Here is a 25939-nt window from a genome sequence, read left to right on the forward strand (position 1 = left end):
GGCACGGCATGAGCCGAGAGCCCCTCCGGCCTCGCCGGGCCCCCGCCCGCCGGGCCGCAGCCGTTCCCCGTGCTCTGCGTCGCCGCTTCCGGGCGCACCGGCCCGCGCCGGTGCACTCCCTGAGCCACACCCCCCACCCGTACGCCCGGGCGTTCGCGCTGGCCGCCGTCACGCTGCTCGGTGCCTGGCTGGGACTGCTCGTCGTGGGCAGCGTGAAGGCGGACGTGGGACCGGTGGACACCCGGATGTCACTGCGCCCCTCGCTGACCGGGGGCACCGAGATCAGCGTGCCGCCGCTCGGCGCGCTCGAACTGGACAGCCACCTCGCCCCGCTCGCCCTGGACGTCGACATCGACCAGCTCGACCCCGAGCGCGCCCAGGCCCTGATAGACCGCCCGGAGCGGATCAGCGGCCTGGAGGCGCAGATCACCCGTGACGTGCGGTCCGGTACACAGGACCTGGCGGTGAAGGCCTCCGTCGCGGTGGTCGCCGGCGCCACGGCGCTCGGCCTGGCCGTCTACCGGCGCCCGCGGCGCGCGCTCGCGGCGGGCGGCCTCGCCCTCGCGCTCCTGGCGGCCTCCGGCGCGAGCGCCTACGCGACGTGGAACCCGAAGTCGCTGCTGGAGCCGAAGTTCTCCGGACTGCTGGCCAGCGCGCCGAGCGTGGTGGGCAACGCGCGCAGCATCGTCACCGACTTCGACGTCTACCAGCAGGAGCTGGCGCGCCTGGTCACCAACGTCACCAAGCTCTACGACGCCACCTCCACGCTCCCCGCCTACCAGCCGGATCCCAGCACCATCCGTGTGCTGCACGTCTCCGACATCCACCTCAACCCGGCCGCGTGGCACATCGTCAGGTCGCTGGTCGAGCAGTACGAGATCGCCGTGATCATCGACTCGGGCGACACCATGGACCACGGCACCGCGACCGAGAACGGCTTCCTGGACCCGGTCGAGGACCTCGGCGCGCCGTACGTGTGGGTGCGCGGCAACCACGACTCGCTCACCACCCAGAAGTACATCGAGGAGCTGGACAACACCCACGTCCTGGACGACGGGAAGCCGGTGACCGTGGGCGGTCTGCGGATCGCGGGCATCGGCGACCCGCAGTTCACCCCGGACCGCTCGGTGGTCGCCAAGGGCGACGCGGCCGAGCGCGTCGCGGGCCGGAAACTGGCCGCCTCGCTGCGCAGGAGCGCGGCGGCGGACAAGCCGGTGCACATCGCCGCCGCGCACAACCCGATCGCGGCCCAGCAGACGGACGGCGACGTGCCCCTGGTGCTGGCCGGCCACGTCCACCGCCGGGAGTCGCGGGTGATGGAGGAGGGCACCCGGCTGATGATCGAGGGCTCCACGGGCGGCGGCGGACTGCGGGCCGTGGAGGGTGACGAGCCGCAGAAGGTGATGACCTCGGTGCTCTACCTGGACCGGGACACCAAGCGGCTCCAGGCGTGGGACGAGATCACCCTGGGCGGTCTGGGTCTGACGACGGCCGAGGTCAGCCGTCATCTGCCGGAGGACGTGGAGCCGGGCAGCTCCCCGTCCCCGTCCCCCTCCGACTCCCCGTCCGACTCCCCGTCCGACTCCCCGTCCGAGTCCCCGTCCCGATCCCCGTCCCCGTCGCCGTCCGGGCGGCCCGCCGACTAGCCCACCCGGGCGCCGCCGGAAATCCGTTTTGGCGATCCGTCCCGCCATCCCATATGCTTCTCACGTCCCCGACGCGCCGAGAAGCGCCCAGGTGGGCCATCAGCCCTCATCGTCTAGTGGCCCAGGACGCCGCCCTTTCAAGGCGGTAGCACGGGTTCGAATCCCGTTGGGGGCACGCACAACCTGTGCGAGACTGGTGCTCGTACATAGCTTGGTCCTGTGGAGCAGTTTGGAGTGCTCGCCACCCTGTCAAGGTGGAGGCCGCGGGTTCAAATCCCGTCAGGACCGCTGCGGCTGGGTAGCTCAGTTGGTACGAGCGTCCGCCTGAAAAGCGGAAGGTCGCCGGTTCGACCCCGGCCCCAGCCACCGCAGGTGAAAGCCCCGCTCCGGGTCTCCGGAGCGGGGCTTTCACCGTTTCCGCGCCAGTCCGTACGCCGACGGGGTCAGGCACCGAGGTCAGCGCCGCAGCCCGAGGATCAGCCGGACGGAATCCTCCACACGGTGCAGTTCGCCCGGGGCCAGCAGCCCGAGCTTCCTCCGAAGCCGCGGCTTGGCCACGGTGTGGATGTCCGCACAGTCCACGTAGGACTCGTCGTACTTCGTCAGGCCCGCGTCCGGTCCGATCGGGACATGGGTGGGCTGCGGGCCGGGCGTGCCGGTGATGAGTGCGACCGTGACCGAGGCGAGCGGCTCCGCGATCCGGTTGACGGTGAGCACGACCACCGGATGCGGTCCCACCGGCTGGGGCAGCGCACAGACCCACACCTCACCGCGCAGAGCCGTCCCAGGACTCACCACTGCGTCTCGTCCGCTGCCGCGAGTTCGGCCTCACTCGGCTCGGCCACGCCCTCGGGCAGCGGCGCGGCCTGCCCCTGGTAGAAGGCACGGATCTCCTCGGTCGCCCCCACCTCGGCCGCCTCCCTGGCGAGGAGCCTCAGCCCTTCGCGAAGGGCGTCGGAAGTCGAGTCGAGATGCAGCGTCCGCATGACCTCCTGAAGGGCCTCCACCTCATCGCTACGGAGCCGGACCTGTGCCAGCTTGCTGGGCCCGAGCACAGGCGCCGCCGCGTTGCGCCCGGATGTCTTCGCGGCGGGCTTCCGGGCCAGCCGTTTCCCGCGGGTCGATGCGGTGTCCACTCCTCCTCCAGCCTGTCGTACAAATGTCATACACCCAATATGGAGCCCGCGGCCGACGTGCGTCAAGGAAGTCGCCCCAGCCGGACATGGTCAGGACCCGCCGGCCCGGCCGCCCGGGTGGCGGTGGCGCAGGATCCAGAAGACGGCGCAGGAGACGATCGCCCAGCCGACCAGCACCAGGTAGGGCTGCGCGTGCGGATAACCCGGGAAGTAGACGGCCGTGTGCTGGGCGTTGACGGAGGCGCCGGGCGGGAGCCAGCGGCCGATGGTGCCCAGCGGTGAGGGCAGCAGGGGCCAGGAGACCGCTCCCCCGGAGGAGGGGTTGCCGATGAGGACCATCAGGCCCCAGGTGGGGAGCATGGCCCAGCGGCCGATCAGGGCCTGGAACATGGTGAAGACCATGCCCGAGGTGAACATGGTCAGGGCGAGGATCATCCAGGAGTGGACGAAGGGGAAGTCGACCGCGTTCAGCAGCCAGTCCACGGCCGCCGCGATGGCGAAGCCGCCCAGCAGCGAGTAGGCGGCCGTGAAGGCGATCCGCTCGGCGGGGTTCAGGTCCCTGGCGTGGACGCTCATCTGGATGGCCCCGATGAAGCCGGTGACCACCGCCGCGAGGGTGACGTAGAACAGGGCCAGGCCGCGCGGGTCGCCCGGGTCCAGCGGTTTGGCGTCCCGCACCGCCACCCGCAGTCCGGTCTCCTCGCCCACCGAGCGGGCGGCCTCGGTCAGCAGCTCGGCCACGGAGGCGCCCGAGGCGCTGGAGACCTCCAGCACCGGCCGCCCCCGGCCCGGGTCGGCGGGGACGCGCAGCACGGCGAAGACCTTCTGCGACTCCAGGGCCTCGTCGGCCGCCGCCGCGGTGGGGTACTCGCGCAGTTCCAGGGAGGAGCTCAGGTCCTCACCGATCGCGGCGGCGAACGCCTGCGCGCGCTCCCGCTGGACGGGGACGTCCCCGGTGGCGCCGACGACCGCCACGGGGATGCGGCGCGGGGTGGGATCGGCCATGGCGTAGGTGTACGAGCCGGCGAAGAGCCCGGCCGCGGCGGCGATGAGCAGCGACAGCACGGCGGCGGGCAGGAAGGGCGAATCCTTGAAGCGCCGCCACCGTCCGGCGGCGCCCCCTGCCCGGCGGCCCTGTCCGGTTTCCTCCCCGGCGCGGGCATCATGAGAGCCGTGCGCGGTGCGCGAGTCGTCGGGACCGCCGGTGCCTTCGGTGCCTTCGGGACCGTCAGGGCCGTCGGAGAGGGGGTGGCGCCGGTCGTTCATGCGCTCACCCTAGACAGTCGTTTCGCCCATATCGCCGCAAGCCGGTCACGGGGAGCGGTGAATTGATTCGCCCGGCACTCGGTGCGGGTGCGATCCTGGAGCCCGTATGTCCACTGTGTCTGATCCCAGCCTCCCCGCCGTCCTGGAGCGACTGCCCGAGCTGATGCTGCGCGACCAGCAGCGGCTCGGCCGCCGTCTGGAGGGCACCCGCCGCATCCGCAAGCCGGAGGCGCGGCGTGCCGTGCTCGCGGAGATCGCCGCCGAGGTCGAGCAGGCCGAGCTGCGCGTGGCCGCCCGGCGGGACGCCGTCCCCGCGATCGACTACCCCGAGCAGCTCCCCGTCAGCCAGAAGAAGGACGAGATCCTCCAGGCGATACGGGACAACCAGGTCGTGATCGTCGCGGGCGAGACCGGCTCCGGCAAGACCACCCAGATCCCCAAGATCTGCCTGGAGCTCGGGCGCGGGGTGAAGGGGCTGATCGGGCACACCCAGCCGCGCCGGATCGCGGCCCGCACGGTGGCCGAGCGCGTCGCCGAGGAGCTGCGCACGCCGCTGGGCGAGGCGGTGGGCTGGAAGGTCCGCTTCACCGACCAGGTGGGCGAGGACACCCTGGTCAAGCTGATGACGGACGGCATCCTGCTGGCCGAGATCCAGACCGACCGCGAGCTGCGCCGGTACGACACGATCATCATCGACGAGGCGCACGAGCGCAGCCTCAACATCGACTTCCTGCTGGGCTATCTCGCCCGGCTGCTGCCCCGCCGCCCGGATCTCAAGGTCGTCATCACCTCCGCGACGATCGACCCCGAGCGCTTCTCCCGCCACTTCGGCGACGCCCCGATCGTGGAGGTGTCCGGCCGTACGTACCCGGTGGAGGTCCGCTACCGGCCGCTGCTGGAGGAAGAGGGCGACAACCCCGACCGGGACCAGGTCACCGCGATCTGCGACGCGGTCGACGAACTCCAGGCCGAGGGACCGGGCGACATCCTGGTCTTCCTCTCCGGCGAGCGGGAGATCCGCGATACCGCCGACGCGCTGAACAGGAAGAACCTGCGCCACGCGGCGAAGCCGCATATCGGGCACGAGACGGAGGTGCTGCCGCTGTACGCGCGGCTGTCGCACGCCGAGCAGCACCGGGTGTTCCAGAAGCACGGCGGCCGGCGGATCGTGCTGGCCACCAACGTCGCCGAGACCTCGCTGACCGTCCCCGGCATCAAGTACGTCATCGACACCGGCACCGCCCGCATCTCCCGCTACAGCCACCGCACCAAGGTGCAGCGGCTGCCGATCGAGCCGGTCTCGCAGGCCAGCGCCAACCAGCGCAAGGGCCGCTGCGGCCGGACCTCGGACGGCATCTGCGTCCGGCTGTACTCCGAGGAGGACTTCCTCTCCCGGCCGGAGTTCACCGACCCGGAGATCCTGCGCACCAACCTGGCCTCCGTCATCCTCCAGATGACCGCCGCGGGACTGGGCGACATCGAGCGCTTCCCCTTCATCGACCCGCCGGACCACCGCAGCATCAAGGCCGGTGTGCAGCTGCTGGAGGAACTGGGCGCGCTGGATCCGAAGCAGAAGGACCCGCGCAGGCGCCTGACGGAGACGGGGCGGAAGCTGGCGCAGTTCCCCGTCGACCCGCGGCTGGCGCGGATGGTGCTGGAGGCCGACCGCAACGGCTGCGTCCGCGAGGTCATGGTGATCGCCGCGGCGCTGTCCATCCAGGACCCGCGCGAGCGCCCCGCCGACAAGCAGCAGCAGGCCGACCAGCAGCACGCCCGGTTCCGCGACGAGAACAGCGACTTCCTCGCCCTGCTCAACCTGTGGCGTTACGTGCGCGAGCGGCAGAAGGAGCTGTCCTCCTCGGCCTTCCGCCGGATGTGCAGGTCCGAGTTCCTCAACTACCTGCGCATACGGGAGTGGCAGGACATCTACGTCCAGCTCCGCCAGGTCGCCAAGTCCATGGGCGTCCACATGAACGACCAGGACGCGGACGCCGACCGCGTCCACCAGTCGCTGCTGGCGGGCCTGCTGTCGCACATCGGGCTCAAGGAGATCAAGGAGAGCGGGAAGAGCTCCCCGGGCGAGGGCGGGCGGGAGAGCGCGAAGGGCAACGAGTACCTGGGCGCGCGCAGCGCCAAGTTCGCCGTCTTCCCCGGCTCCGCGCTGTTCAGAAAGCCGCCGCGCTGGATCATGTCGGCCGAGCTGGTGGAGACCTCGCGGCTGTGGGCGCGGGTCAACGCGAAGATCGACCCGGACTGGATCGAGCCGCTCGCCGGCCATCTGGTCAAGCGCGTCCACAGCGAGCCGCACTGGGAGCAGAAGCAGGCGGCGGTGATGGCCTACGAGAAGGTGACGCTGTACGGCGTGCCCATCGTGGCCCGGCGCAAGGTGAACTACGGGCGCATCGACCCGGAGACCTGCCGCGAGCTGTTCATCCGCAACGCCCTGGTGGAGGGCGACTGGCGCACCCACCACCAGTTCTTCCACGACAACCGCCGGCTGCTGGGCGAGGTGGAGGAGCTGGAGCACCGGGCCCGCCGCCGCGACATCCTCGTCGACGACGAGACGCTGTTCGACTTCTACGACCAGCGCGTGCCCGAACACGTCGTCTCCGGCGCGCACTTCGACTCCTGGTGGAAGCGCAAACGCCAGGAGGAGCCGGACCTGCTCAACTTCGAGAAGTCCATGCTCATCAACGAGCGGGCCGGGCAGGTCACCAAGGACGACTACCCCGACTCCTGGCGCCAGGGCAGGCTGCGGTTCCGGGTGACGTACCAGTTCGAGCCGGGCGCGGACGCCGACGGCGTCACCGTCCACATCCCCCTCCAGGTGCTCAACCAGGTCTCCTGTGAGGGCTTCGACTGGCAGATCCCGGGGCTGCGCGCGGATCTGGTCACCGAGCTGATCCGCTCGCTGCCCAAGCCGGTCCGCCGCAACTACGTGCCCGCCCCCGACTTCGCCCGGCGCTTCCTGGACACCGTCGCCGGGGAGGACGGTGGCATCCCCCGGGAGACGCTGAACGAGCCGCTGACGGCCGTGCTGGCGCGGGGGCTGACGCGGATGACGGGGGTGCGGGTGACCCCGGAGGACTTCGACCCGTCCAGGGTCCCCGACCATTTGAAGATCACCTTCCGGGTGGTGGACGAGCGGCGCCGCAAGGTCTCCGGCGATGCCGAGAGCAAGGACCTGGAGGAGCTGAGGGACGCCCTGCGCCCGCGTACCCGGGCCGCGCTGTCCGAGGCGTTCGACTCCGCCCGGGAGAAGGGCGGCGACGTCGGCGGCGGCGGTCTGGAGCAGCGCACCGGGCTGACCTCCTGGACCGTCGGCGCCCTGCCGCGCACCTTCGAGACCCGGCGGGCCGGCCAGCCGGTCAGGGCGTACCCGGCGCTGGTGGACGACGGCGCCTCGGTGTCGGTGAAGCTCTTCGACACCGAGGACGAGCAGCGCGAGGCGATGTGGCGCGGCACACGCCGGCTGATCCTGCTCAACCTCCCCTCCAATCCGGCCAAGTTCGCCCAGTCCAAGCTCACCAACCAGGACCGGCTCTCCCTCGCCGCCTCCCCGCACGGCAGCGTCCAGGCGCTGTTCGACGACTGCGTGGCGGCCGCCGCGGACCGGCTGATCGCGGCGCACGGCGGCCCGGCCTGGGACGAGGAGGGCTTCCGCAAGCTCTTCGACGCCGTGCGCGCCGACATCACCGACGCGACGGTGGCGACGGTGCGGCAGGTGCGCGAGGTGCTCGCCGCCCGGCAGTCGTGCGAGCGGCGGATGAAGTCGCCGCCGCTGTCGGTCAGTCCGACGCTGGCGCCGAACCTCGCGGATGTGCGGCAGCAGCTCACGGAGCTGGTCGGCCCGGGTTTCGTGACCGCCCACGGCGCCCGGCGCCTGCCGGACCTGCTGCGCTATCTGACGGCCGTGGACCGCCGCCTGCAGCAACTGCCCACAGGCGTCGACCGGGACCGCGCCCGGATGGCGAAGGTGAAGGAGATGCGGGACGAGTACGAGTGGCTGCTGGAGCAGTTCCCGAAGGGGCGGCCGGTGCCTCGGGAGGCGCGGGAGATCCGCTGGATGATCGAGGAGCTGCGGGTCAGCTACTTCGCGCACGCCCTGGGGACGGCGTACCCGGTCTCGGACAAGCGCATCGTGAAGGCGGTGGACGCGGCGGCGCCGTAGCGGGACCGGTGGCAGGACCGGCCGCGAGACGGTGGCGGGCCGGTGGCGGACCGGTAGTGGGCCGGGGACTGTGAGTGAGTTCGCTTTGTGTCCCTGAGCTGCTGTAGAGTCCTTCTCGCAGCTCGGGCAGCGCCCGGCGCTGCGGCTCCCAGGTCCTGTGGAGCAGTTTGGAGTGCTCGCCACCCTGTCAAGGTGGAGGCCGCGGGTTCAAATCCCGTCAGGACCGCATCGAGTGGCCCGGATCCCCCGTGGATCCGGGCCACTGGCTGTTTTGCGCGCCTCCGGGCATCCCGGGCGCACGAGCCGTCTTGACGGCTCCTCAGGCCGCGGGTACCCCTGCTACAGGGAGGTGGGCGCGATGCCGACGACTCCGGAGTATCCGCGGCACGAGACACGGGCCCTGCTGCGGGCCCATCTGTCCGCCGCGACGCGTTACGGCCACGCCACCCGGCACTGCCCGGTCTGCCACCGGCTGCAGCGGCTGGCGATGGAGCCCGCGGGCGAGCGCCCCGGCGGGCCGCCCGCGATCGCCTCCTCCGTTCCGCGCCCGGAACCGCCCGTGCGGCCCGTGCGGTCCGTACGCCCCGGCGAGGGCCCCGAACCGCCCACGGAGGGCCGGCCGGGCCCAGGCGGCCCCTGAGGCGGTTCTGACGGCCTCTCCGCCCGTGCGCCGCCGCGACGCGGCCCCGCGGCCGGGCGACGGCCCGGAGGCGCACCGGCGGCGACCGACGGCGCACCGGCATCCGGCCGGAGGTCCGATTGCGGGGCGTCGTACGCTTATTTCCCATTACCGTACGGTAGTTGGGGCGTGCAAGACCTGCGCGATGTGACGGGAGTCACCGAATCGGTTGATCAGGAGGAGGAATTTACCCCCTTCCTACATCGGGTAAATTTAATATGTGCCATTGCACTGCGTCCGGGCATCCCTCCCCGCACCTCCGCGCACCCCCCGTACGGGAGCGCTCTCCGCGCCCCCGAAGGGCCCTCCGGGCACCTCTCGGCGCACCCCGGCGCCTCTCTGGCCGGCGCCTCTCTGGCCGGCGCGGCGAACCGGGCGCGGAGCAGGCCCCGTTGACGCACGGCAAGGCCCCTCGACCGGAACGGGATTCCGGTCGAGGGGCCTTGCCGGCACGACGCGCGGGCGCGAAGGAGTACGCAAAATCGCGCTGGACCCGGCGGAGCCCAGCGCGATCGACGTTCAGGCCGTGTGGGGGACACCGGCCCGAAAGGTGGTGCCGAGTCGGGCGGCGAAGCGGGATGGGGACCCCGTCACGCCCGATTCACGGGGTTGTTCAGCCCTCGCTGCGCTGCTGCGGGATGCCCGCGAGCAGGGCGCGCACCTCCGCCTCGCGGTAGCGGCGGTGCCCTCCGAGCGTGCGGATGGACGTGAGCTTGCCTGCCTTGGCCCAGCGCGTGACCGTCTTCGGGTCCACACGGAACATGGTGGCAACCTCAGCCGGGGTCAGCAGCGGCTCGGCATCAGGGGTGCGAGCGGTCATGAGCGGCCTCCTCGGGAGAACCGAACCATCACGGTTCTTTCCTCTAAATTCTGCACCTTGACCCGCGTTGCCCGAAATGGCGGACGCGGGCCGAGTCGGTTATAGGACGAACGGCTTGTCCTCGGCACTACAACTACACCATCTGTCCAGCCACGTCGGCCAAACCGACGGAATTGCCCTCTCAGGTGTCCAACCTCGACGGAAGCCGATGGACCGTGTCATAACGGACGGTCACACCATCGTGACGATCGGTTACAACGTGAGCGGACCTCTCCAGTCCCCCTGGAAAGGATCGCAATACCGATGGATCCGACCTTAGTTGGACGGATGAAGCCCCCTCCGGACTCCTTGTCCTATTTTGGCACGAGAGGTGTCCTTCGGGGCAAGACCCCGGTAAGTGCGGTCGGTCACCTTGTGGAGCCCTTGACCCGAAGGCCGGGAACGGATCGGAAGGACCCGGTTCACGGCACCCGGGAAGCCCACGGCGCCCGGCGGCCCGGTCCCGCCCACACGGAACGCCCCGGCCAAAGCACCCCGACCGGAACCCCCGGCCGGCGGTCTCAGCTGGCCATCCCGCGGTGCCGCACCGCCCGCCAGCGCTCGGTCAGCCGCTCGTAGACGGCGCTCGCTCGCTCGCCGTCGCCCTCCCGCAGCGCCGCCAGTCCCTCCGCGGTGTCGGCCGCGGAGTGGTCCGAGGCGAGCTGCTCCTCCGGGATGGTATACACCAGTCCGCCGTAGTCCAGCTCCACCATCGAACGCGGATGGAACTCCTCCAGCCAGCGCCCCACGTCCACCAGCCCGTCGATCAGCGGGCTGTCCTCCAGTTCCTCGCGCAGCACCTTCAGCGCACGCGCCACCCGCCGCCTCGCCTGCACCATCGGGGTGCGGTAGCGCAGGACGACCCCCTCCCCCGCGCCGCCGGCGCCGGCGTCCGCCCCCTTGTCGTACTCGCGCTCCTCGTCCGCGAAGAGCACGAACCAGCGCACCGGGACGTGCCAGGTCGCCGAGCGGATCCACGGCCGGGCGTCCGGGTTCCGCTCCCGCCAGCTGTCGTAGTCCGCCGCGGCCTCGCGCCGCACCACCGGCGGCACCGCCGCATCCAGCACCGGCGCCGGCAGCTCGTCGCCGAGCCCGGCCAGCGCCTGCCAGCCCCGCAGCCTGGTCCGCCAGGGGCAGACGCACAGCACCCCGTCCACCTCGGCCACGAAGGCGTCCGCGCTCTCGCGCACCGGCACCACCACGGGCGGCACCGGCAGCAGGTCCGACAGCGACCGGCGCAGCTCGTCCTGCGCCCCGGGCAGGCTCCCGCGACGGGCGTAGCGGGCCCAGTGGGAGCGCTCCGGCTCGGGAAAGGCGGCCAGCGGCTCGTAGACCCGCAGGTAGGAGGCGTACGGGACGGCCACCGGAGTAGTGAGGGCCAAGGGTTTCTTCCTCCCGGAGCAGCGGGCCGAGGGGCGGACAACGGCAGTTCAATACCCTGATCGTGGCACCGCAACTGCACACCCGTACTCCCGGGGGCCGTCAGGCCGTACCCTCATGCCAACCGGCCCGCTCCGCATCCCACCGCCACAAGCGGGAGAATGCTGGAAGGGCACCCTTCCGCGACATACAGGAGTCACCACCGTGACTGACGTACGTCCCGCCGTCAGCGTCGACGGACACCGAGACGGCTCAGAGAGCGCCGTGAGCGCGCAGCGCACCACAGGTTCGGTCCTGCACACCCTGTTCCGCTCCGAGCAGGGCGGCCATGAGCAGGTCGTCCTCTGCCAGGACCGGGAGACCGGCCTGAAGGCGGTCATCGCCATCCACTCCACGGCCCTGGGCCCGGCTCTGGGCGGCACCCGCTTCCATGCCTACGCCTCCGAGGAGAACCCGGAGGAGGCCGCCGTGAAGGACGCCCTCAACCTCGCCCGCGGCATGTCGTACAAGAACGCGCTCGCCGGGCTGGACCACGGCGGCGGCAAGGCCGTGATCATCGGCGACCCCGAGCAGCACAAGACCGAGGCCCTGCTGGAGGCCTACGGCCGCTTCGTCGACTCCCTCGGCGGCCGCTACGTCACCGCCTGTGACGTCGGCACCTACGTCCAGGACATGGACGTGGTCTCGCGCGCCTCCCGCTGGGTGACCGGCCGCTCCCCCGAGAACGGCGGCGCCGGCGACTCCTCGGTGCTCACCGCCTTCGGCGTCTACCAGGGCATGCGCGCCAGCGCGAAGCACCTGTGGGGCGACACCTCGCTGCGCGGCCGCAGGGTCGGCGTCGCGGGCGTCGGCAAGGTCGGCCGCCACCTGGTGGGCCATCTGCTCGACGAGGGCGCCGAGGTCCTGGTCACGGACGTGCGCACCGAGGCGGTCGAGCGCATCACGGCCGCGCACCCGGAGGTGGTGGCGGTCGCCGACACCGACGCGCTGATCCGCACCGAGGGCCTGGACGTGTACGCGCCCTGCGCGCTCGGCGGCGCCCTGAACGACGAGACCGTCGGCGTGCTGACCGCGAAGGTGGTCTGTGGCGCGGCCAACAACCAGCTCGCCCACCCGGGCGTCGAGAAGGATCTCGCCGACCGGGGCGTCCTCTACGCGCCCGACTACGTGGTGAACTCCGGCGGCGTGATCCAGGTCGCGGACGAGCTCCACGGCTTCGACTTCGCACGCGCGAAGGCGAAGGCCGAGAAGATCCACGACACCACGCTGGCGATCTTCGAGCGCGCCGCGGCCGACGGCGTGCCGCCGGCGGTGGCGGCCGACCGCATCGCCGAGCAGCGGATGGCCGAGGCCCGCAAGGCCGGCGCCGCGAGCTGACCCGGCGGCTTCGGCCCGGCGGTTCCGGCCCGCTGGGTCAGGTGCGCGGGGCCGGCCCGCACGCCTGACCCAGCGTCCACCAAGGCGTCACCCCCGGTGATGAAGAGTGGGGGAGACATCCCTCACCACCCCTGGGCGGGTGACCGGACGGACAGAAGGTAAAATCGTCGCTGACCAGCGGAGAAATGGTCACCAGGCAGGGCGGCACCGGCCGTGTCGTGCGGGCGGCGTACCGTACGGCCACGGAAGCAGGTACCGTTGAAGCTCCACGGACGGTCTCTCGATCGAATCGAGGGTCCGCTCCGCATCGTGAACGCGTGTCAAGACTCTGGGGCCGTTGAGCCCCGTCGTTGAGGGGGTCGAGCCATGGGGCGCGGCCGGGCCAAGGCCAAGCAGACGAAGGTCGCCCGCCAGCTGAAGTACAACAGCGGTGGGACCGATCTCGCACGTCTGGCCGAGGAGCTGGGCGCATCGACATCGAGTCAGCCGCCGAACGGCGAGCGGTTCGAGGACGATGAGCTGGACGACCCGTACGCACGGTACGCGGATCTGTACAACGACGATGACGAGGACACGGAGGGCGACGACCATGCGGTCGACTCCCGCGGGTCCTCATCACCGTCGAACCACCGACGCCGCGCCTGAGGACGTCGTCGTCCACTGAACAAAGCGATCTCATACCGAGCAGCGGTCATCACCCGGTCCGGCCACCGCCGGACCGGGTTTTGATCCTGTCCGCTTCCGCCGTTCAGCCCGCGTAGTCCCCGGTGAGGGCGACGGCCTCACCGCGGTCGCCGCGCTCGGTGACCTCGCCGGCGACCCAGGCGTCCACACCGCGCTCGCCCATCAGGGCCAGCGTCCCCGCGACCGACTCCGGCGGGACGACGGCGATCATGCCGACGCCCATGTTGAGGGTCTTCTCCAGCTCCGCGCGCTCGACCCCGCCCAGCTCGCCCACCGCCCGGAAGACCGGTGCCGGGCTCCAGGTGGAGCGGTCCACGGTGGCGTGCAGCCCGTCGGGCACGACACGCGCGAGGTTGCCGGCCAGCCCGCCGCCGGTGATGTGCGAGAAGGCGTGCACCTCGGTGGCCCTCGTCAGCGCCAGGCAGTCCAGCGAGTAGATCTTGGTGGGCTCCAGCAGCTCCTCGCCCAGCGTGCGGCCGAAGTCCTCGACATGGCGGTCCAGCGACCAGCCGGCGCGGTCGAAGAACACGTGCCGCACCAGCGAGTACCCGTTGGAGTGAAGACCGGAGGCGCCCATCGCGACGACCGCGTCGCCCGGGCGGATGCGGTCCGCGCCCAGGATCTCGTCGGCCTCCACGACGCCCGTGCCCGCGCCCGCCACGTCGTACTCGTCCGGGCCCATCAGACCGGGGTGCTCGGCCGTCTCGCCGCCGACCAGGGCGCAGCCCGCCAGGACGCAGCCCTCCGCGATGCCCTTGACGATGGAGGCGACCCGCTCGGGGACGACCTTGCCCACGCTGATGTAGTCGGTCATGAACAGCGGCTCGGCGCCGCAGACCACCAGGTCGTCCACGACCATCGCCACCAGGTCGTGGCCGATGGTGTCGTGGACGCCCATCTTCTGCGCGACGGCGACCTTGGTGCCCACGCCGTCGGTGGCCGAGGCCAGCAGCGGGCGCCGGTAGCCCTTCAGCGCGGACGCGTCGAACAGGCCCGCGAAGCCGCCGAGCGCACCGATGCTCTCGGGCCGGCGGGCCTTGCCCACCCACTCCTTCATCAGCGTGACGGCGCGGTCGCCCGCCTCGATGTCCACTCCGGCGGCGGCGTAGCTGGCGCCCTGGCCGGCCGGGGTCGGGTTGGTGGAGGTCATGGTCTTCCTCTGGGACGGACGGTGGCCCGCTGGCTCACCGGGACGGTCGGCGGCTGCCGGCTCACCGGGACGGCCGCCGGCGAGCCGACGGGGTCAGGGCCTGCGCAGCGCGTCGGCCGCGCCGGGGCCCGCGAGCATGCTCCGCACCCCGTCGGGGTCGGCGCCGACGGCCTCGGCGGTCTCGGACTCCAGCAGATGCTTGCCCAGCAGCCCGGGGTCCGGCAGCTCCATCGGATACTCGCCGTCGAAGCAGGCCCGGCACAGATCGGGCTTGGCGATGGTGGTCGCCTCGACCATGCCCTCCAGCGAGATGTACGCCAGGGAGTCCGCCCCCAGCGAGGTGCCGATCTCCTCGACCGACAGGCCGTTGGCGATCAGCTCGGCGCGGGTGGCGAAGTCGATGCCGAAGAAGCACGGCCACTTGATGGGCGGCGAGCTGATCCGCACGTGCACCTCGGCCGCGCCCGCCTCGCGCAGCATCCGCACCAGGGCGCGCTGGGTGTTGCCGCGGACGATCGAGTCGTCGACGACCACCAGGCGCTTGCCGCGGATGACCTCCTTGAGGGGGTTGAGCTTGAGGCGGATGCCGAGCTGGCGGATGGTCTGCGAGGGCTGGATGAACGTCCGGCCCACGTAGGAGTTCTTGACCAGGCCGCTGCCGTACGGGATGCCGCTGGCCTCGGCGTAGCCGACCGCGGCCGGGGTGCCGGACTCCGGGGTCGCTATGACCAGGTCGGCCTCGGCCGGGGCCTCGGCGGCCAGCCGGCGGCCCATCTCCACCCGGGAGAGGTAGACGTTGCGGCCCGCGATGTCGGTGTCGGGGCGCGCGAGGTAGACGTACTCGAAGACACAGCCCTTCGGCTTCGCTTCCGCGAAGCGCTGGGCGCGCAGCCCGTCCTCGTCGATGGCGACCATCTCGCCGGGCTCGATCTCCCGGATGAAGGAGGCGCCGACGATGTCCAGAGCGGCGGTCTCGGAGGCCACCACCCAGCCGCGCTCCAGCCGGCCGAGTACCAGCGGGCGTATGCCCTGCGGGTCGCGGGCGGCGTAGAGGGTGTGCTCGTCCATGAAGACCAGGCTGAACGCGCCCTTGACCTTCGGCAGGACCGCGGGGGCGGCCTGCTCGACGGTGAGCGGCCTGCCCTCGTCGTCCACCTGGCCCGCCAGCAGGGCGGTGATCAGGTCGGTGTCGTTGGTGGCGGCGACCTGGGTGGCCCGGCCGCCCGTGCTGGGCAGCGCGGCGACCATCTCGGCCAGTTCGGCGGTGTTGACCAGGTTGCCGTTGTGGCCCAGCGCGATCGAGCCCTGGGCGGTGGCCCGGAAGGTGGGCTGGGCGTTCTCCCACACCGAGGCGCCGGTGGTCGAGTAGCGCGCGTGACCGACCGCGATGTGGCCCTTCAGGGAGCCGAGGGAGGTTTCGTCGAAGACCTGGGAGACCAGGCCCATGTCCTTGAAGACGAGGATCTGGGAGCCGTTGCTCACCGCGATGCCCGCGGACTCCTGTCCCCGGTGCTGCAGCGCGTACAGCCCGAAATAGGTGAGCTTGGAGACCTCTTCCCCCGGGGCCCAGACTCCGAAGACGCCGCAGGCGTCCTGGGGGCCCTTCTCTCCGGGGAGCAGGTCGTGGTTGAGTCGTCCGTCACCACGTGGCACGCCACCGAGTCTAGGACAGGTTCCGCGGTGCTCAGTACCCGGGACCGCCTCTCCCCCGCGGCCCCCGGCGATCTCTTACCGCAGGTCATCACTCCAGTACAGGGAGGTGATCGCGCAGATCGGCGCGCTCGCCGCCGGCTGTGAGATGCGCCGCATCCAGCTCCGCCGACCAGTCGGTGCGCCCGGTCGCCAGGCGGATCCAGGTCAGCGGATCGGTCTCCACCACGTTCGGCGGGGTGCCGCGGGTGTGCCGCGGGCCCGCCACGCACTGGACGACCGCGAAGGGCGGGATCCGCACCTCCACCGAGGAGCCGGGCGCCTTGGCGGCCAGCGCGTCCGCCAGCAGCCGCACGGTCGTCGCCAGGGCCTGGCGGACCGGCGGGACGCGTACGCCGGTGGCCCGGGTGAGGTCGTCGCTGTGCACCACCAGCTCCAGCAGGCGGGTCACGGTGAAGTCCAGCGCCCGCATCGCGCCGAAGGGGTGCGGCAGCAGCACGTCCGCGCGCACGGCCTGCTCCAGCACCGGCTCCAGTTCCTCGACGGCGTCGTCCACCGCGCGGGCCGCGTCCTCGTAAGCCTTCGCGTGCCTGCGGGTCGCCTCGTCCAGCTCGTGGGCGGCGCCGGCCACGGACAGCGCCCAGGCGTTCAGGTCCGTCTGCGGCGCGGCGGCCCGGGGCGGGGGCTCGGCCAGCAGCCGGGGCACCGCCTCGATCTGCCCGGCGATGTGGACCACCAGATGGCGCACGTCCCAGCCGGGCAGCCCGGAGGGCCGGGCCAGCTGGTCGGGGGTGAGGGCGTGCACGGCGTTGCGCACGGCCTCCACCTGCCCGATGAGCCCGGCCCGCACCATGGCCGGGTCGTACGTCCTGGGCTTGCGCTTCACCGGAGGCATGGCGTCAGAGTAGAACGCCGCGTGGCGGAAGCAGGCGGCTACCCGCCGGTCGGGCCGGTTCGGCCGACGCTCATACGGACCGGCTCCACCCATGGGCGCGGAGACTGTGCCACCGCCACAGCACGTGCGCATCGGACTCCGCCGACCAGTCCCCGGCTGCCCGCGCCCGGTCCCGGTCGCGTTCGTACCGGTCGCAGTGAGCGCATCCGCCCACCGGTACGGCATCCGGCAGCGGCAGACCGACGTGGACCGGCGGGGACATCGTCGTCGGTGTCGTCTCAGACCTGCTGGGCACGGAGTTCCTCCTCTTTGTTACGGGTCTTTTCTCCCATCGGGTCGGGGACGAACGGCAAGATCGCCCGCCGGGCCTCCAGTACGTACGCCGTGCCGGAGCCGTCCCGCACGATCAGCGTGTACGGCCGCCCCAAGGCAAGGGTGTCCAGCACGGCCTCGCCCGCGATCAGGCTCCTGCTCCACATCCGCAGCAGCCGGGCCATGCCCGGCGCGGGGCGGACGCCGGGGCCGATCCGGTCCGCGAGCCGGTCTGCCTCCCCGTGCAACCACCGCAGAGCGCCTCGTCCACCGGTGGTGTACACCTTGGTCAGTGGTACGGATCGGGGGCCCCGCGCGGCACGGACCGCGCACACTCCCCGGTGGAGTCAGGCGAAGCTGGCGGACGAGCTGTCCATCGCCCGCTGGGGCAGAACGGGTTACTGCGACCGGCAACAGGTGTACCGGTGGGAGACCGGCAGACGGGAGCCGACCGACTGGCTCCCCCCACCTTGAAAAGGTCCTTCGGATCGATCTGTCCGATACGGATACTGACGCGGCTACCGAGTCGTCCGGCGATACCGTGACCTCGGTGACGCTCCTCGGGAGGGACGACGTGGAACGACGGCGGTTCCTGACAGCGGCCTCCGCTGCCGTCAGCCTGGCGGCACTGGATCTCACCGACGCCGAGGCCGTCACTCGCCGAGCGAACCGGCCCGGTCCCGTCAGGGTCGGCATGGGCGAGGTGAGCGCCATCCGGTCATTGACTTCCTCCCCCTCCTGAAGGAGGGGGATTCCTACGGCTCGCGCCGTGGGGTTTTCTGCTTCATCGCCGACTGCCCGCCCGGAGTACTCCGTTGAGGTCTTACACCAGCTCCACAGACAGACGCCGTCAGCCCGACGGCCAGGATGTTCTTCGCCGCGTTCACGTCCCGGTCGTGGGTCGTCCCGCAGTCGCACGTCCAGGTGCGGACGTTCAGCGGCATCTTGTCCTGCAAGGTGCCGCAGGTCGAGCACAGCCTGGAGGAGGGGAACCATCGGTCGATCGCGATCACTTCGCGGCCGTACCACTGGGCCTTGTACTCCAGCATGCTCCGGAACTCCGACCAGGCCGCGTCGCTGATGGCGCGGGCCAGGCTCCGGTTCTTCACCATGTTCCGGACGGTGAGGTCCTCGATCACGATCGTTTGGTTTTCACGAACGAGCCGAGTGGTGAGCTTGTGCAGGTGGTCACGCCTGCGGTCGGTGATGCGGGCGTAGACCTCGGCAGCCTTCCGGCGTGCCTTTGCCCGGTTCGCTCCGTCACCCCTGGCCTTGCGGGCAAGCTGCCGCTGCGCCTTGGCGAGGCGGGTACGGTCGCGCCGCTCGTGGCGGGGGTTGGCGATCTTCTCCCCGGTCGAGAGGGTCAGCAGGTGGTCGAGCCCGACGTCGATGCCGACGGCCGCGCTGGTGGCGGGGAGCGGCTTGACGGACGGGTCCTCGCACAGCAGGGACACGAACCAGCGTCCGGCCGCGTCCTGGGACACGGTCACCGTGGACGGCGACGCACCCTCCGGGAGGGGACGGGACCACACGACGTCGAGCGGCTCCGCCATCTTCGCCAGGGTGAGGCTGCCGTCGCGGAACCGGAACGCGCTGGTGGTGTACTCCGCGGACTTGCGGGACTTCTTCCGCGACTTGAAGCGCGGGTACTTCGCCCGCTTGCCGAAGAAGTTCGTGAACGCCGTCTGAAGGTGCCGCAGGGCCTGCTGGAGCGGGACGGAGGACACCTCGTTGAGGTAGGCGAGTTCCTCGGTCTTCTTCCAGGCCGTCAGCATCGCCGACGTCTGGTTGTAGTTCACCCGCTCCTGCCGCGTCCACGCTTCGGTGCGCGCGGCCAGGGCGAGGTTGTAGACCTTCCGCACGCAGCCGAACGTGCGCGACAGCTCAGCTGCCTGCGCATCGGTCGGATAGAAGCGGTACTTGAAAGCCCGCTTCACGTGGGTGGTCTTCACGGTTCACATACTACCCCATCAGTTTGTGACGGAGTGTGGGCAGTTGCGGGTGGACGCCGGTCCGCCCTGGCGGCGAACCGGCGTTCCCTGCCCTGCTCCGCAGGAGCTTCGTTTCCTCCCCGCCCCAAAGGACGGGGTATCCACGAAAGAGAGCCCCGATGACGACAGCCTTGGGCGACGCCGCCTCAGAACTCGGCGGTGGCCACGCCCGGCATCTGGCGGTCCGCTACCTCACCGACGACGTGAGCCGCTGGTTGAACGGCTCCTACACCGAGCGGGTCGGCCGGGAGCTGTACGCCGCGACTTCCCAGCTCGTCCACCTCATCGGCTGGATGGCCCGCGACGAAGGCGCCCAGGGGCTCGCACAGCGCTACCACGTCCACAGTTACAAACTCGCGTCGGAGGCCGGCGAGAGCGAACTCGCGGCCACCGCCCTGCGCGGCCTGGCAGACCAGGCCATCGACCTCGGGCACGTCCCGACCGCCGTACGGCTCGCCGAAGCCTGCGAACAGCAGGGTCGCGCGCTGGACAACCACAAGGCGCTGGCCTACTACCGCAACACCTATGCCCGTGCAGCCGCCGCCGACGGCGACCATTCCACGGCTGCCCGCATGCTCACCGCAGCCCAAACCGCGATCGAGCGCGCTTCGGCTGCTCCCGGCGAATCATGGGCGTCCCACTACAGCCACGGGCGATGGGCACATGAGTCCGGCATGATTCACGCGAAGATGAGCGACTTGCAGGCCGCCGAGGAGCACCTACGTCTCGCGCTCGACATCCACGGCCTGGACCGCAGACGCACCCGCGCCATCGTTCTGGCCGACCTCGGCCACGTTCAGCTCAAGCGTGGCGATACCGACCAGGCACTGGCCAGCTGGCATGGCTTCCTGGACTGCGCGGAGGGCGTGCACTCCGTGCGGATCGACGACGGCATCAGCAACATCGCCGCCCGCCTGCCGGGCATCCCGGACACCACAGCCGCACAGAGCCTCAGGGAGCGGCTGACAGCACAAAAGGGCTCGGCGGTCTGATCATTCACGCTGCTCAGCCGACTCCTGCGAAGGAGCGGGATCGTGGGGCCCCGCCCTCTTGGCGGCTTGAATCACTCCCTTCCTCCCCGTAAGGCAGTCACATTCGCGTCAACGGTCGGCACACTGTTGACGCTCCCGCCCCGACGACCTGACGCTCGTGGGGCGTCACACACTCCATCCGGCATCGGAGGCGGTCATGGCTCTGCTGTTCTTCGGCAAGGACCCGGAAACCAACGGCGACGACTGCCCTACCGTGTGGGTGGATGACGCCTCGGCGGACCTCGTGCTCCAGGGCTGGAAAGCCGACGGATCGACCACAGTGGAGTGCCTGGCCACAGGGCACATCCCCGACACCGAAGCGGTGATCCGGATCCCGGCCCGGATGGTGTCCCAGATCAGGAAGGCATGCGATGAGGTCGAGCAGCGTTCCGCCATTCGCTGATCTGGTCGGCACGTGCCGACGGTCAGCCGTCCATCTTGAGATGCGGGACGCCTACAGTGTCGCTTCGGAGGCTGACGACTTCGCCGAGTGGCAGGCGTCCGGCCGGATCACTCCCGCGTCCGTCGAGCGCCGCCGCCCATGGCTGGACCTGGTACGGGAGACCGTGCGCCGTGGGGTCGTCGTGCGCCGAGCCCGGATCGTGTCCGTGCCGGTCAGTGAGTACATTCGATACGAGCACGCGGGTACGCACCTCAACGTCGGCGCGGGAGAGTCCGTGCGCTGGCTCCCTCGCCGGGAGGCGGCGACACTCGCTCTCCCGGGAGCGGACTTCTGGCTGCTGGACGACCGGCTGGTCCGCTTCGGACACTTCGCGGGGGACGGTTCGTCGGCCGGGCACGAGTTGCGCGACGAGCAGGAAGTGATCAAACTTTGCGCCGATGCCTTCGAGGCCGTGTGGGAGCGTGCGACACCGCACGCGGAGTTCATGATCTGAATCCCGTCGTCAGTCGTCCGACTCATGCCCAGCCACCAATCACCGGGTGTCGAGGCCGCCCGTAAGGCCATTGCGGCGCGGCTGCGAGAAGCGCGCCTGGACGCCGGGCTCAAGGGGCACGAGCTGGCGGCTCGCTGCGGCTGGCACAAGTCCAAGGTCTCCCGCATCGAGACAGCACGCACACCTCCGACTGACTCCGATGTCCGCACATGGTGCGAAGAGTGTGGTGTGCGGGACCAGGCGGCGGACATCATCGCCGCGTCGAGGACGGCGGACTCGATGTACCTGGAGTGGAAGCGGCTCCAGCGCACCGGTCTGCGGCGCCTTCAGCAATCACGCATCCCGCTGTACCAGCGCACCCGGCTGGTCCGAGGCTACGCCTCGCACGTCGTACCGGGCCTGTTCCAGACTCCCGCCTACGCCTCCGCTCTGTTGTCGGCCATCAGCCGGTTCCACGGCACGCCTGATGACACCCACGAAGCAGTGGCGGCCCGCATGGCTCGCTCAGGTGTGCTGCATGAGGCGGGCCACCGCTTCACCCTGCTGCTCGAGGAGTCGGTCCTGCGCTATCAGATCGGGGACACCGAAACGATGGCCGGACAGTTGGACCACCTGCTGATGGTCATGTCGCTACCTGCCGTATCGCTGGGAGTCATTCCCCTCACCGCGCGGGAGCGGGAGATGTGGACACTGGAGGCGTTCAACATCTTCGACGACAACCGAGTGCACGTGGAGCTGCTGTCCGCTCAGGTGACACTCACCGCGCCCAGCGAGGTGAGCCTGTACGTCAGGGCGTTCACGGAGCTGCGGAAACTCGCGGTGTACGGAGCCGAGGCGCGGGAGCTGGTGAGCGCCGCCCGCGAGACCGTCTGCTGAGATTCACGTGCAACAACGTAGAACTCACTGGGAGTTGAAGTCCCATGTCCTTAGCGTTGCCATCACGGCAACGATACGAGGGAGGCCGGCATGGGCTGGGGCACAGGACAGGGCGGAAGCGGGGGCGATGGGAAGCACGCCGGGAAGAAGGACCCGGGCACTTCTAAGCCGTCGTCGGACACCAACGCCCCCAAGCCGGGCCCGAAACACGGCAAGTAGGGGTCCCCTGATGACCGGTATCCCCGGGGCCGCCGGGCAGGCCGCCGTACGCGGCCTGCTCCGCAGGCTGGACGAGACGTCACCGTTTCCCCTGGCTCCCGAGTGGCGGGCAGCGATTGAAGGGGTCCCCCGCCATCTGTTTCTTCCCGAGAAGGTGTGGCTGGGGGACGACCTCATGCCGTACGAGCGCAGTGAGGCTCCGGATGTCTGGCTCGGCGCGGCCTACGCAGACGAGCCCGTGGTGACACAGATCAACGATGGAGCCGATCCGGGCGACGGCGACCGCTGGGCGTCATGCTCCGCCTCCGCCCCGTCCATCGTTGTGCGCATGCTCCACATGGCGAAGCTGTACGGCACGGAGCGGGTGCTGGAGGTGGGAACGGGGACCGGATGGAACGCCGCTCTTCTGGCCCATCGGCTCGGGCCGGACCTGGTGACCACCGTGGAGGTGGACGCGGCCCTGGCCGACCAAGCGGTGAGGAACCTGAAGGTCGCTGGCGTGGAGCCGCGCGTCGTCACCGGCGATGGAGCCGAAGGGTATCCGGAGCGTGCGCCGTACGACCGCATCGTGGCCACCTGCTCCGTCCGGGAGATTCCGCGTCCGTGGCTTTCCCAGGTTGTGCCCGGGGGCCTCATCCTCACCCCATGGGAGACGCCGTGGTTGTGCTACGGCCTGCTGCGGCTCAGCGTGGACCGAGACGGATCGGCGTCCGGCCGATTCTACCCGCACTCGGCGTTCATGCTCATGCGCGGCCAGCGCACGGACCTGCGGATCTTCCGCGATGTGGTGCGGGACGAGCATGTACCCGAGGAGTCCACCACACGTTTGCCCCCATGGGCGGTGGCCGGGGACGACTGGGCGGCGCAGTTCGCCGTCGGTCTCCGGCTGCGTGACGTCTGGTGGTCCTGGCACGAGGATCCCGACGTGGACGGCGTGCTCTCCCGGCTGTGGCTGGCCACCACCGATGCCGTGTCCTGGGCGGCCGTCGACTGGGACGGACAGACCGACGATCGGTTCACCGTCTGGGAGCACGGGCCCCGCCGGCTGTGGCAGGAAGTGGAGGCGGCCCACCGGTGGTGGGAGGGCGAGGGCCGCCCCGGCCCAGAGGCGTTCGGTATGACCGTGGCCCCGGACGGACACCACACACCGTGGTTGGTCGCCCCCGACCGCCCGGTCCCGCACACGGACTGACCACCCCGCGACGGATCCACCGGCATTGGCTCCCAGCCTCTTCCGGCCCGTCAGTGGCGGACACGTCGGCGCCCTGTGACGGCCGTGCCCCGCCGCCCGGGGCGGGCGGCGGGGCACGGCCGTCGTACCGGGCGCCGGCGCGGGCGTCAGGCGAGCAGCGCCGGGATGGTGGCCTCGTGGACCTCGCGCAGCTCGGCCAGGGGGACGGAGAACTGCCCCTGGACCTCGATGGTGTCGCCGTCCACCACGCCGATGCGGGTGGCGGGCAGGCCGCGGGCGCCGCACATGTCGGTGAAGCGCAGCTCCTCGCTGCGCGGCACCGAGACGATCGCGCGGCCGGCCGACTCCGAGAACAGGAACACGAACGGGTCCAGCCCGTCCGGGACGACCAGCCGGGCCCCCTTGCCGCCCTTGAGGCAGGACTCGGTCAGCGCCTGGACCAGACCGCCGTCGCTCAGGTCGTGCGCCGCGTCGACCATGCCGTCGCGGGAGGCGGAGACCAGGATCTCGGCGAGCAGCCGCTCACGCTCCAGGTCCACCTTCGGCGGCAGCCCGCCCAGGTGGTCGTGGATCACCTGGGACCAGGCCGAGCCGCCCAGCTCCTCGCGGGTGTCGCCCAGGAGGTAGACGAGCTGGCCCTCCTCCGCGAACGCCATCGGGGTGCGGCGGGTGACGTCGTCGATCACGCCGAGCACGCCGACCACCGGGGTGGGGTGGATGGCGGTGTCGCCCGTCTGGTTGTAGAGGGAGACGTTGCCGCCGGTCACCGGGGTGCCCAGCGTCCGACAGGCGTCGGCCAGTCCGCGGCAGGCCTCGGCGAACTGCCACATCGCGCCCGGGTCCTCCGGCGAGCCGAAGTTCAGGCAGTCGGTGACGGCCAGCGGCTTCGCGCCGGCGGCGGCGACGTTGCGGTAGGACTCGGCCAGCGCGAGCTGCGCGCCGGTGTACGGGTCGAGCTTGGCGTAGCGGCCGTTGCCGTCGGTGGCGACGGCCACGCCCAGGCCGGTCTCCTCGTCGATGCGGATCATGCCGCTGTCCTCGGGCTGGGCCAGGACGGTGTTGCCGAGCACATAGCGGTCGTACTGGTCGGTGATCCACGCCTTGGACGCCTGGTTCGGGGAGCCGACCAGCCTCAGGACCTGCTCGCGCAGCTCGTCCCCGCCGGACGGGCGGGGCAGCTTGTTCGCGTCGTCGGCCTGGAGGGCGTCCTGCCACTCGGGGCGGGCGTAGGGGCGGTTGTAGACCGGGCCCTCGTGGGCGACCGTGCGCGGGGGCACGTCCACGATCTGCTCGCCGTGCCAGTAGATCTCCAGCCGGTCGCCGTCGGTGACCTCGCCGATGACGGTGGCGATGACGTCCCACTTCTCGCAGATGGCCAGGAAGCGGTCGACCTTGTCCGGCTCGACGACGGCGCACATGCGCTCCTGCGACTCGCTCATGAGGATCTCCTCGGGCGAGAGCGTGGAGTCGCGCAGCGGAACGGTGTCCAGCTCCACGCGCATGCCGCCGGAGCCGGCCGAGGCCAGCTCGGAGGTGGCGCAGGACAGGCCGGCGCCGCCGAGGTCCTGGATGCCGACGACCAGGTCCTCGGCGAAGACCTCCAGGGTGCACTCGATGAGGAGCTTCTCCTGGAAGGGGTCGCCGACCTGGACGGCAGGGCGCTTGGCCGGGCCCGTCTCGTCGAAGGTCTCCGAGGCGAGCACGGAGACGCCGCCGATGCCGTCGCCGCCGGTGCGGGCGCCGTAGAGGATGACCTTGTTGCCGGTGCCCGACGCCTTGGCCAGATGGATGTCCTCGTGCCGCATCACGCCCACGCACAGGGCGTTGACCAGCGGGTTGCCCTGGTAGCAGGGGTCGAAGACGACCTCGCCGCCGATGTTGGGCAGGCCCAGGCAGTTGCCGTAGCCGCCGATGCCGGCGACGACGCCGGGCAGGACCCGGCGGGTGTCGGGGTGGTCGGCCGCGCCGAAGCGCAGCGGGTCCATGACGGCGACCGGGCGGGCGCCCATGGCCAGAATGTCCCGGACGATGCCGCCGATGCCGGTGGCCGCGCCCTGGTAGGGCTCGATGTAGGAGGGGTGGTTGTGCGACTCCACCTTGAAGGTGACGGCGTAGCCCTGGCCGACGTCCACGACGCCGGCGTTCTCGCCGATGCCCACCAGCATGGCGTCGGACTCCGGGGCCTTCTCGCCGAACTGCTTCAGGTGGACCTTGCTGGACTTGTAGGAGCAGTGCTCGGACCACATCACGGAGTACATGGCCAGCTCCGCGCCGGTCGGGCGGCGGCCGAGGATCTCCCGGATGCGGTCGTACTCGTCGCGCTTGAGGCCGAGCTCGGCCCAGGGCTGCTCGACGTCCGGGGTGTCGCTCGCGTGCTTGACGGTGTCGAGACTCATGCCGCGCCCTTTCCATGAGCTTCTCCGTCCGCACGACACAGAGGTGCGGGCATCGGGGCCGTCTGCGGCCCGGTGGTCGTGCGTACGTCGCTCATCGCGCCCTTTCGATGAGCTTCTCCGCCCGCACGACGCA

21 protein-coding genes, 4 tRNA genes and 1 pseudogene are annotated in these 25939 nt (G+C 70.9%); 15 read left to right on the forward strand and 11 right to left on the reverse strand.

Going from position 1 to position 25939, the window contains the following annotated elements:
* The first annotated feature begins 8 nt into the window (after positions 1–8).
* From BM237_RS26415 to BM237_RS26430, 4 genes are all read left to right on the forward strand, one after another.
* Positions 9–1646: a metallophosphoesterase family protein gene (locus BM237_RS26415; protein WP_107415262.1), complete on the forward strand. Its 1638-nt coding sequence runs from the start codon at positions 9–11 to the stop codon at positions 1644–1646.
* A gap of 102 nt (positions 1647–1748) precedes the next feature.
* Positions 1749–1821 (forward strand) — tRNA-Glu (locus tag BM237_RS26420).
* Between the two features lie 38 nt (positions 1822–1859).
* Positions 1860–1934, forward strand: a tRNA-Asp gene (locus BM237_RS26425).
* Positions 1935–1938: 4 nt separating this feature from the next.
* Positions 1939–2012: transfer RNA gene (locus BM237_RS26430), tRNA-Phe, on the forward strand.
* A gap of 90 nt (positions 2013–2102) precedes the next feature.
* Here BM237_RS26430 and BM237_RS26435 read toward each other — a convergent pair.
* The 3 genes from BM237_RS26435 to BM237_RS26445 are packed head-to-tail and all read right to left on the reverse strand — an operon-like array spanning position 2103 to position 4048.
* Positions 2103–2441: a type II toxin-antitoxin system PemK/MazF family toxin gene (locus tag BM237_RS26435; RefSeq protein WP_245794059.1), complete on the reverse strand. Its 339-nt coding sequence runs from the start codon at positions 2439–2441 to the stop codon at positions 2103–2105.
* Positions 2438–2812 (reverse strand): hypothetical protein, encoded by a 375-nt coding sequence (locus BM237_RS30155; protein WP_245794060.1) that lies wholly within the window; start codon positions 2810–2812, stop codon positions 2438–2440. Before BM237_RS30155 ends, BM237_RS26435 begins: the two co-directional genes overlap by 4 nt.
* A 60-nt stretch (positions 2813–2872) precedes the next feature.
* Positions 2873–4048, reverse strand: coding sequence for an ABC transporter permease (locus BM237_RS26445; RefSeq protein ID WP_245794061.1), 1176 nt, complete (start codon positions 4046–4048; stop codon positions 2873–2875).
* Between the two features lie 106 nt (positions 4049–4154).
* Between BM237_RS26445 and hrpA the strand changes: the two genes are divergently transcribed.
* The 3 genes from hrpA to BM237_RS26460 all read left to right on the forward strand — a co-directional run bounded on the left by hrpA (position 4155) and on the right by BM237_RS26460 (position 8859).
* Entirely contained in the window at positions 4155–8219 is a 4065-nt protein-coding gene (gene hrpA, locus BM237_RS26450; protein WP_093852254.1) for an ATP-dependent RNA helicase HrpA, read from the forward strand.
* A gap of 151 nt (positions 8220–8370) precedes the next feature.
* Positions 8371–8445, forward strand: a tRNA-Asp gene (locus BM237_RS26455).
* A 132-nt stretch (positions 8446–8577) separates the two neighbouring features.
* The gene (locus tag BM237_RS26460) at positions 8578–8859 is read left to right on the forward strand and encodes a DUF6274 family protein (RefSeq protein ID WP_093852255.1); all 282 of its coding nucleotides are present in this window, start codon (positions 8578–8580) and stop codon (positions 8857–8859) included.
* Between the two features lie 652 nt (positions 8860–9511).
* Here BM237_RS26460 and bldC read toward each other — a convergent pair.
* Both bldC and BM237_RS26470 read right to left on the reverse strand, forming a co-directional pair.
* Entirely contained in the window at positions 9512–9718 is a 207-nt protein-coding gene (gene bldC / locus BM237_RS26465; protein ID WP_020869672.1) for a developmental transcriptional regulator BldC, read from the reverse strand.
* Positions 9719–10278: 560 nt separating this feature from the next.
* Entirely contained in the window at positions 10279–11139 is an 861-nt protein-coding gene (locus BM237_RS26470; protein WP_093852256.1) for a DUF8083 family protein, read from the reverse strand.
* Positions 11140–11341: 202 nt separating this feature from the next.
* On the opposite strand from BM237_RS26470, the gene BM237_RS26475 reads away from it, so the two are divergent.
* Together BM237_RS26475 and BM237_RS26480 are read left to right on the forward strand one after the other, a co-directional pair.
* On the forward strand, positions 11342–12514 hold the full coding sequence (locus tag BM237_RS26475; protein WP_425443743.1) for a Leu/Phe/Val dehydrogenase: 1173 nt from the start codon (positions 11342–11344) through the stop codon (positions 12512–12514).
* A 366-nt stretch (positions 12515–12880) separates the two neighbouring features.
* A complete protein-coding gene (locus BM237_RS26480) occupies positions 12881–13159 on the forward strand; it encodes a DUF3073 domain-containing protein (RefSeq protein WP_093852258.1) in 279 nt (92 codons plus the stop codon).
* 103 nt (positions 13160–13262) lie between these two features.
* Here BM237_RS26480 and purM read toward each other — a convergent pair whose 3' ends face one another.
* The 5 genes from purM to BM237_RS26515 all read right to left on the reverse strand — a co-directional run bounded on the left by purM (position 13263) and on the right by BM237_RS26515 (position 19157).
* A complete protein-coding gene (gene purM / locus BM237_RS26485; protein ID WP_093852259.1) occupies positions 13263–14348 on the reverse strand; it encodes a phosphoribosylformylglycinamidine cyclo-ligase in 1086 nt (361 codons plus the stop codon).
* A 93-nt stretch (positions 14349–14441) separates the two neighbouring features.
* Positions 14442–16001, reverse strand: a complete 1560-nt coding sequence (gene purF, locus BM237_RS26490; RefSeq protein ID WP_093852260.1) for an amidophosphoribosyltransferase — start codon at positions 15999–16001, stop codon at positions 14442–14444.
* An 88-nt stretch (positions 16002–16089) separates the two neighbouring features.
* Positions 16090–16893 (reverse strand): maleylpyruvate isomerase family mycothiol-dependent enzyme, encoded by an 804-nt coding sequence (locus BM237_RS26495; protein WP_093852261.1) that lies wholly within the window; start codon positions 16891–16893, stop codon positions 16090–16092.
* A 278-nt stretch (positions 16894–17171) separates the two neighbouring features.
* Complete coding sequence (locus tag BM237_RS26505) at positions 17172–17453, reverse strand: hypothetical protein (protein ID WP_093852263.1); 282 nt, start codon at positions 17451–17453, stop codon at positions 17172–17174.
* A gap of 507 nt (positions 17454–17960) precedes the next feature.
* Positions 17961–19157, reverse strand: coding sequence for an RNA-guided endonuclease InsQ/TnpB family protein (locus BM237_RS26515; RefSeq protein ID WP_093852265.1), 1197 nt, complete (start codon positions 19155–19157; stop codon positions 17961–17963).
* 158 nt (positions 19158–19315) lie between these two features.
* On the opposite strand from BM237_RS26515, the gene BM237_RS26520 reads away from it, so the two are divergent.
* The 6 genes and pseudogenes from BM237_RS26520 to BM237_RS26540 all read left to right on the forward strand — a co-directional run bounded on the left by BM237_RS26520 (position 19316) and on the right by BM237_RS26540 (position 23410).
* Complete coding sequence (locus BM237_RS26520) at positions 19316–20188, forward strand: NsdA family TPR-like regulatory protein (RefSeq protein WP_245794062.1); 873 nt, start codon at positions 19316–19318, stop codon at positions 20186–20188.
* A gap of 196 nt (positions 20189–20384) precedes the next feature.
* Entirely contained in the window at positions 20385–20630 is a 246-nt protein-coding gene (locus BM237_RS26525; protein WP_093852266.1) for a hypothetical protein, read from the forward strand.
* Complete coding sequence (locus BM237_RS26530) at positions 20599–21123, forward strand: DUF6879 family protein (RefSeq protein ID WP_093852267.1); 525 nt, start codon at positions 20599–20601, stop codon at positions 21121–21123. Before BM237_RS26525 ends, BM237_RS26530 begins: the two co-directional genes overlap by 32 nt.
* A gap of 24 nt (positions 21124–21147) precedes the next feature.
* Positions 21148–21348: pseudogene (locus BM237_RS30455) on the forward strand (helix-turn-helix domain-containing protein); the annotation flags it as partial.
* A gap of 3 nt (positions 21349–21351) precedes the next feature.
* A complete protein-coding gene (locus BM237_RS26535) occupies positions 21352–21999 on the forward strand; it encodes a DUF5753 domain-containing protein (protein ID WP_342746262.1) in 648 nt (215 codons plus the stop codon).
* Between the two features lie 229 nt (positions 22000–22228).
* Positions 22229–23410, forward strand: coding sequence for a methyltransferase domain-containing protein (locus tag BM237_RS26540; RefSeq protein ID WP_093852269.1), 1182 nt, complete (start codon positions 22229–22231; stop codon positions 23408–23410).
* Positions 23411–23556: 146 nt separating this feature from the next.
* On the opposite strand, the gene purL is transcribed toward BM237_RS26540, so the two are convergent.
* Complete coding sequence (gene purL, locus BM237_RS26545; protein WP_093852270.1) at positions 23557–25806, reverse strand: phosphoribosylformylglycinamidine synthase subunit PurL; 2250 nt, start codon at positions 25804–25806, stop codon at positions 23557–23559.
* Positions 25807–25939 lie beyond the last annotated feature (133 nt).

The sequence above is a fragment of the Streptomyces mangrovi genome, assembly GCF_900114215.1.
GTDB lineage: Bacteria > Actinomycetota > Actinomycetes > Streptomycetales > Streptomycetaceae > Streptomyces > Streptomyces barkulensis.